Source organism: Kitasatospora sp. NPDC005751 (genome assembly GCF_040630835.1).
Taxonomy (GTDB): Bacteria; Actinomycetota; Actinomycetes; order Streptomycetales; family Streptomycetaceae; genus Kitasatospora.
Window position 1 is genome coordinate 192,057 of record NZ_JBEXYC010000010.1, and the last position, 7,402, is coordinate 199,458.

Sequence of the window (7,402 nt, forward strand, 5' to 3'; positions counted from 1 at the left end):
GGCGGCAACGGTGCGAGCCGGGGGGCGGCATGCGGAACACGGTCAACGGCGGGACGTTCTTCCACGCGGTGGTGCAGGGCCGGAACGTCACCATCCAGCTGCCGGCGCCGCGGGACCCGGCCCTGGCGGGACTGCCGGAGCCGAACGCGTCGTTCGTCGGCCGCGCGGCGGAGGCCGCCGCACTCCGGGAAGCCCTGGAGCCCGGAGCGGGCGGCGGCCCGACACCGGTCGCCCTCGTCGCCGGGCTGGCCGGGGCGGGCAAGACCGAACTCGCCCTTCAGGTCGCCCGGCAGGCCTGTGACGAGCCCGGCTGGTTTCCCGGCGGCGTGCTCTTCGTCGACCTGTTCGGCTACGACGACGACCGCCGGGTGCCGCCCGAGCGCGCGCTGGAGGGGCTGCTGAACGCCCTGGGGGTGGCCGACGGGAACCTGCCCACCGGCGTCCAGGACCGCAGCAGGCTCTACCGGTCGCTGCTCCGGGCGTACGCCGCGAGCGACCGGCGGGTGCTGGTCGTCGTCGACAACGGCCGGTCGGCCGCCGAGGTGGAACCGCTGCTGCCCACGGACGGCGTCACCGCCGCGCTGGTCACCTCGCGCCACACCCTCGACCTCGGCGCTCCCGTGCACGAGATCGGCGAGCTGTGCCCGGCGGACTCGGTGGCGCTGATCGGCGCGGCGGTAGGGCAGTTGCGCCCGGCGGGGGACACCCGGGTCGACGACGATCCCGCCGCGGTCGGGCGGATCGCCGAACTGTGCGGGCACCTGCCGCTCGCCCTGCGGATCTGCGCGGCGCTGCTGGCGGAGTCGCCGACCCGCACGCCGGCCGCACTGGCCGGGTCGCTCGCCGACGAGTACCGCCGGCTCGACCGGCTCGGGCGGGAGGAGCGCCGGGTGAGGGCCGTCTTCGACCTCTCCTACCGCCAGCTGGACCCCCGCACCGCCCGGGTGTTCCGGATGCTGCCGCTGGTGCCCGGCCCCGACCTGTCGACCGGCTCCGCCGAGCGGCTGCTGGCCGGGGACGAGGCGGAGGTGGAGCAGGCCCTGGTGGACCTCGCCCGGGCCCACCTGGTGGTGCCCGGCGAGGTCTGGGGCCGCTGGCGGCTGCACGACCTGGTGCGCCTCTACGCGGACGACCGGGGCCGGGCGTGCGCGGAGCAGGACGACCGGCAGGAGGCGCTCGGCCGACTGCTCGGACACTTCGTCAGCAGTGCCTGGGAGGCCGAGAGCCTGCTGTCGCGCTCCGGCGAGGTCGGTGTGACCTCGCGGTTCAGGGGCCGCGACGAGGCCGCGGCGTGGCTGGACGAGGAGTGGCCGGGGCTGCTGGCGGCCGCGATCGACGGAGCCGCCCTGGGCTTCCCCAGCATCCCCGTGCTGCTCGCCGCGGTGCTGCACCGGCAGTTCGTCCTCCGTCGTCGGGCGGGGGAGTGGCTGGCCGTGATCGACGCGGCCTCCGCGCAGCTCACCACGGCCGGGCAGGCCGACGTCTCCGCGCTGACCGCGGGTCTGACCTCCGCCCGGGGGATGGCGCTGATGCTGGCCGGCCGCCACGAGGAGGCGGTGGCCGTGCACGGCCGGGCGAGCGAGCAGTTCGGCGCCCTCGGCGACCGCAGGCAGGAGGCGGCCGCGCTGATCAGCCGGAGCACCGCGCTGCGGACGCTGCACCGCTTCGAGGAGGACCGGGCCGACCTGGAGCGGGCGGCGGAGATCTTCACCGAGCTGGGCGACGCCTGGGGCATGGCGATGGTCCGGAGCAACGTGGGCGACGCCCTGCAGACGCTGGGCCGGCTGCACGAGGCCCTCCCGGTACTGGCCGCGGTGGCGGACGAGTTCGGCGCGCTGGCCGATCCCTGGGAGGGCTGGGCGCTGCACAACCTCGGCGTCGCCCAGCTCGGCAGCGCCCGGTACGAGGAGGCGGCGGGGACCTTCACCCGGGCCCTGGAGTGGTTCCGGGACGCCGCCAACGCCCAGGACGCGCTGGGCGAGGTGATGGTCCTGGACCACCTCGCCGAGGCACTGGAGCGGGCCGGGCACCCGGCGGAGGCCGTCCGGGCACGGCGGGCCGCACTCGACGCCGCCCGCCGTACGGGCCGGCCGGTCCGCTGGCCCTTCCTGCGGCTCGCCGTGACGCTCAGGGCGGCGGGCCGCGCCGACGAGGCGGTCGACGTCCTCGACGAGGCCGCCGCGGTCTTCGCGGACTCGGGGGACCCGAAGGGCCAGGCCGCGGAGCTGACCGCGCGCGCCGCGGTGCTCGGTGAGCTGGGGCGGCTCGACGAGGCCGTCGCGGCCGGCACCCGGGCCGCCGAGCTGCAGCGGGCCTGCGGCGAGGGCGAGGGCGAGGCCTCGGCGCTCTACAACCTGGGCACCATGCTGGTGCGGGCGGAGCGGCTCCGGCCGGCCGAGGACGCGCTCGGCCGGGCCGCCGAGGTCTTCCGGGCCATCGACGACGACCACGGGCGCGGGGAGTCGCTGAACAACCTGGCCTACGTGCTGATGCTGCTGGGCCGCTTCGGCCGGGCCGCCGCCGCGCAGGCCGAGGCGGCGGAGCTGTTCCACCGCAGCGACGACCACGCCTCGGAGGCGATCGCGGTCGAGGGCCTGGCCGCTCTGCGGGCCGTCCGCCCGGGCCTGCGCGCCCGGGCGGTGCCGGACTGCGGCATCGCCCGGGCACTGGCCTCGACCCGCCGGTTCACCGCACCGCCGTGCGCGCGCTGACGCCGTGTGCTGCTGCCTGCCGCCGCCTGCGTGCCGACGGGCGGTCGCGTCGCGCCGGGTGCTGGGCCGTTCGCCGGGGCGGCTCACCCGACCGGGGCATGTCTGTCACCCGTTCGTACCGCTCGGGTGGCGAGAAGGGCGACTTGCCCGCGTTCGTGTGCAAACGTCTCCCCGGTGCCCCTCACCGGGTGCCTCTGGGGCCCGTTCCGGGCCCGGCCCGTTCGTGAGGGCGGGTGGCAGAGCAGTGATGACCTTGGAAGGCGTGAGATGTCCGTGCGTGGAAACCTTGGCAAGTTCGTCGTCACCGCGGTTCTGGCGGCCGCGGCCGTAGTGGCCGTGCCGACCGCGGCGCTGGCGCACAGCGAGCCCCAGCCGTCGTCGTCGTCGTCGGGTCTGGCGGCGGGCGCGGCCTCGGTCGGCCTCTTCGGCCCGAAGCTCAGCTGGCTGGAGGCGTTCAGCAAGAGCAACGGCTGACCGACGGCTTCCCGACACCCGGGCGCCCCGGCCGCATCGAGCGGTCGGGGCGCCCGGCGTCGTGCCGGTGCCTAAGGGTGCGCGCCGTTCGGCTGGGCGGGGGCGGTCTGCTCGCCGGGGTCGGACTGCTCGCCGGGGTCGAGCTCCTCGGCGAGGGGCTCGACGGCGCTCCCGGCCGGCAGGACGAGGGAGGCGACGGCGCCGCCGTCCGGGTGGTTGGCGAAGGTCAGTTCCGCGCCGATCACCCGGGCGTGGCCCTGGGCGATGGTCAGGCCGAGACCGTGTCCGCGCCCGCGCTCGCGCACGCTGGTGCGGAAGCGCTGCGGTCCGTGCCGCAGCAGGTCGTCGGGGTAGCCGGGGCCGTGGTCGCGGACGGTGATCCGCAGCCCGTCGACGCTCAGCAGCACCGGGCCCCGGCCGTGCCGGTCCGCGTTCACCAGCAGGTTGGCCAGGATCCGGTCCAGCCGGCGCAGGTCGGTGCGCACCACCGGTCCGTCGGCACCGGGTGCCGGGTCGGTCGGGGTGTCGCCCTCCGCCCGCACGGACAGGCCGACGGTCAGGCCGGTGATCGTGACCGTCCGCCGGACGGCCCGGCCGAGCGGCACGGGGGACAGGTACGGCGTCTCCGCGTCCGCGTCCAGCCGGGAGACCTCCAGCAGGTCCTCCACCAGGGAGCGCAGCGCCTGGACCCGGTTGCGGACCAGCTGGGTGGGCCGCCCCGGAGGGAGCAGTTCGGCGGCGGTGACCAGACCGGTGAGCGGGGTGCGCAGCTCGTGCGCGACGTCCGCGGTGAACCGCTGCTCGTCCTCCAGCCGGCGGTGCAGCGCCTGGGACATCGAGTCGACGGCGGCGGCGAGGTCGGCGACCTCGTCCCGGCCGTCGCCCAGTTCGCCCATCCGGGTGTCCGTCCGCCCGGCGGCGATCTCGCGGGCGGCCGTCGCGGCGGTGCGCAGCCGGCGGCTGATCCGGTCGGCGACGAGCACGCCCGCCAGGACGGTGGTGAAGACCGAGGCGGTGACCGTGATCAGGATGATCCGGTCGAGGTCGCCGATGGCGCCGCGGTCCGCGGTGAAGTCCACCCGGACGGACAGCACCGCGCCGTCGACGGGCGCGGCCGCCCACATCGCCTCGCCCTGCGGGCCGGTGGCCAGGACGGAGCCCTGGCGGCCGTCCGCCGCGAGCGCGCGCAGCCGGGGCGGCAGCGCCGGATCGTCCAGCGTGACGCCCGGGCGGGCGGGTTCGCCGTTGCGGCCGTACGCGGTGAGGGCGGAGTCCAGTGCGCCGAGCGCGGACCGGCGGGCCTGGTCGACGTGCTGACGCACCATCGCCTGGTGGACCAGCAGACCGACGCTCAGCGCGACCAGGACGGAGATCGCGGCGACGGCGGTGGCGATCTGACGGCGCAGGGTCATGCCGGGCGCCGCAGCTTGTAGCCGAAGCCGCGGACGGTCTCGATCCGACCCGAGCCGATCTTGGCGCGCAGCCGCTGGACATGGACGTCGACCACCCTGGTGTCGGCCCCCCAGTCGTAGTCCCAGACCCGTTCGAGCAGACCGGAGCGTTCCAGCACGGTGCCCGGCGCGGCGGTGAACTCCAGCAGCAGCCGCAGTTCGGTGGGGGTGAGCGGGACGAGGCGGCCGTCCACCCGCACCTCCATGCTGTCGGTGTCCACCTCCAGTCCGTCGATGGCGCGCACCGTGCGGGCCGCCGGCGCCGGTTCGGCGTCGGCGGGTGCGGAGGCGGGTGTCGCGGTGGGAGTGGCGGGTCCGGCGGGTGTCGCGGCCGGCGCTCCGGTGCCGGCCGCCGGTTCGGGCGCGGGTGCCGCTCCGGCCGGCGCCACCGGGACCCGGCGCAGCACCGTGCGGATCCGGGCCACCAGCACGGCGCTCTCGAACGGCTTGACGACGTAGTCGTCCGCCCCGGCCTCCAGCCCCGACACCACGTCGACGGGGTCGGTGCGCGCCGACATCATCAGGATCGGCAGCTGGCTCTCCTCGCGGATGCGCCGGCAGAGGCCGACCCCGTCGAGGAGCGGCAGCATCACGTCGAGCAGGATCAGGTCGGGGCGGGCGGTGTGGAACGCCTCCAGCCCCTCCAGCCCGTCGGCGGCCGTGCTGACGGGGAATCCGTAGCGTTCCAGGGCCATCCGGGTGGCCTCGCGAATCACCTCGTCGTCCTCGACGATCAGGATGTGCGGGTGGACGGGGGCGGGAGTCATCGCTTCGCTTCCGGGGCGGCCGGGGTCGGGGGAGCCGTGGTCGGCACCGCCGTGCCCGGGCGGGGGGCGGGGACCGGGACCGCCTGGTCGGGGCGGCGGGGCTGGCTCACCCCGCTGGAGGGCGAGACCGCGGGCTTGGCGGAGAACGGCGCGGCACTCGGCTGGCCGGCTCCGGCCGGCTCGGAGGGCCGGTCGGCGGGGGTGGGGCCGTGGCCGGGCGCCGTGACCGGACCGATCGCCTCGACCCGCTGCTCCAGCAGGACGAGCCGGGTGCCGTTCCAGCCGTAGTGGCTGATGGTGCGGGAGGAGGGGGTCGTCGCCTCGTTCAGCCAGAGGTCGGCGGCGAGGGTCTCGGCGCTGAACGCCCGGAGCACCGCCACCCGGAGGACGGGCACGACCCCGCCGCCGCCCAGCGTGTAGACGTGCAGGACGACCGAGCCGCCGGTGGCGACCGCGGCGATCAGCTCGGGGCGGCCGTCACCGGTGAGATCGCGGAACTCGGGGTCGCGGACCCCGCAGTCCGGACAGCCGGTCAGGGCGCGCCGCTCCTCCGCGGACAGGGCCGGGTCCTTGGCCAGCAGGGCGCCCAGGTCCACCGAGGTGAGGTCCGGGCCGGGCACGGCGACACCCGGCACCGGTACCGGTGGCGGCTCGGCGGGGTCCGTCTCGGACGCGGCGGGGGAGGTCGGCGACGGCGCCGCGGCCAGCGCCGGCCAGAGCGGCTGCGGCTTGGGGGACGGCGTCACGGGCCGGGCGGCCCCCGCGTCCCGCAGTTCCCCGGGGGTCGCGCACCCGGCCAGCGCCACGAGCAGGCCGAGGACGGCGACGGCGGATCCGCGCGCCGCCGCCCGGGGCCCTCGGCGGGGTGGGTGTGCTGCTGCCACGGTGGTCGTCCTCTTCCTGGTCTGCGGCGAGGCGTCGGTTCGCCCACGGTGATAGGTCGCCCGAACGCTATCGGGTGGTTCCGCCCGCCCGGGCACCGCCCACCTGCGGGGAGACCCCGGCGGCCGGGTGCCGGGGCCGTCACGCGGGCGCGACGGCCGCGGCACCCGGCCGGGGCCGGTCGGTTCGCCCGGTCAGCTCGCCGGGGCGCCCGGGGGGACCAGGTCGGCCAGGACGATGATGTTGTCCGTCCAGTGGCCGTCCGAACCGATCCGCCCCCCGCAGGTGATCAGCCGGAGCTCCGGCGCGCTGGTGTTGCCGTAGACCGTCTCGGTCGGGAACCGGTCCTTGCCGGCCTGGAGCAGGGAGCGGACCCTGAACTCCACGGTGCTGCCGTCGGCGCGGCGCACCTGGACGAGGTCGCCCGGGCGGAGCTTCGGCAGACCGGCGAAGACCGCCGGGCCGTGCACGGTGTCGTAGTGGCCGATCAGGACGGCCGGGCCGGTCTCCCCCGGGGTCGGTCCGTTGCGGTACCAGCCGACCTCGTCGGCCCGGTCGGCGGACGGGACTTCGACCGTGCCGTCCGGGTTCAGACCCAGCCCGGAGACCGGCGCGTCCACCCCGGCCGAGGGGACGACCAGCCGGGTCGGAGCCGACGCGGCGAAGGGCCGCGGCGCCGGGGTGGCCGCCCCGCTCGCCGCGGCCGGTCCGGTGGCCGGCCCGCCCGCCCGGTCGGCGGCCGGGACGGCGGGGTCCGCCCGGTTCACGGAGGGCTGGATGCGCACCACCGGCGTCTGCGTGCCCGACAGCGCGACGGAGGCGCCGAGGACGAGGCAGAGCACGCCGCCCGCGCCGAGCGCGGCCCGGCGAACGCCGACCGACCCGGAACAGCCGGTCCGCCGGGGCCGCCGGCCGCCGGACCACCGGGTCGCGTCGCGCCGGGCCCGGCGGGTGGTCGGCCCGGTGCCCGAGCCGTTGCCCGGGCCGCTGCCCGGCGCCCGCTCCCGGCCCGGGTCGGGGGCCGGCTGCGCTTCGCCGCTCCGTCCAGCATCGAGTACTCGGTGTGGACGTGCAGGTGTGCGAACGTGTCGGACACGGCGGTGGGCTCCTTGTCGGT

Annotated in this window: 6 protein-coding genes; 2 read left to right on the plus strand and 4 right to left on the minus strand. The window is 77.0% G+C overall.

Going from position 1 to position 7,402, the window contains the following annotated elements; translation table 11 throughout:
* The first annotated feature begins 29 nt into the window (after positions 1 to 29).
* Together ABZ497_RS13435 and ABZ497_RS13440 are read left to right on the plus strand one after the other, a co-directional pair.
* Complete coding sequence (locus tag ABZ497_RS13435; protein WP_359804872.1) at positions 30 to 2,711, plus strand: tetratricopeptide repeat protein; 2,682 nt, start codon at positions 30 to 32, stop codon at positions 2,709 to 2,711.
* A 273-nt stretch (positions 2,712 to 2,984) separates the two neighbouring features.
* A complete protein-coding gene (locus ABZ497_RS13440; protein WP_359804874.1) occupies positions 2,985 to 3,185 on the plus strand; it encodes a hypothetical protein in 201 nt (66 codons plus the stop codon).
* A 71-nt stretch (positions 3,186 to 3,256) separates the two neighbouring features.
* Here ABZ497_RS13440 and ABZ497_RS13445 read toward each other — a convergent pair whose 3' ends face one another.
* The 4 genes from ABZ497_RS13445 to ABZ497_RS13460 all read right to left on the minus strand — a co-directional run bounded on the left by ABZ497_RS13445 (position 3,257) and on the right by ABZ497_RS13460 (position 7,127).
* On the minus strand, positions 3,257 to 4,597 hold the full coding sequence (locus ABZ497_RS13445; RefSeq protein ID WP_359804876.1) for a HAMP domain-containing sensor histidine kinase: 1,341 nt from the start codon (positions 4,595 to 4,597) through the stop codon (positions 3,257 to 3,259).
* On the minus strand, positions 4,594 to 5,403 hold the full coding sequence (locus ABZ497_RS13450) for a response regulator transcription factor (protein ID WP_359804877.1): 810 nt from the start codon (positions 5,401 to 5,403) through the stop codon (positions 4,594 to 4,596). Before ABZ497_RS13450 ends, ABZ497_RS13445 begins: the two co-directional genes overlap by 4 nt.
* A complete protein-coding gene (locus ABZ497_RS13455; protein ID WP_359804879.1) occupies positions 5,400 to 6,287 on the minus strand; it encodes a hypothetical protein in 888 nt (295 codons plus the stop codon). The genes ABZ497_RS13450 and ABZ497_RS13455 overlap by 4 nt, the downstream gene beginning before the upstream one ends.
* A gap of 192 nt (positions 6,288 to 6,479) precedes the next feature.
* Positions 6,480 to 7,127 (minus strand): class F sortase, encoded by a 648-nt coding sequence (locus ABZ497_RS13460; RefSeq protein ID WP_359804881.1) that lies wholly within the window; start codon positions 7,125 to 7,127, stop codon positions 6,480 to 6,482.
* Positions 7,128 to 7,402: the final 275 nt, after the last annotated feature.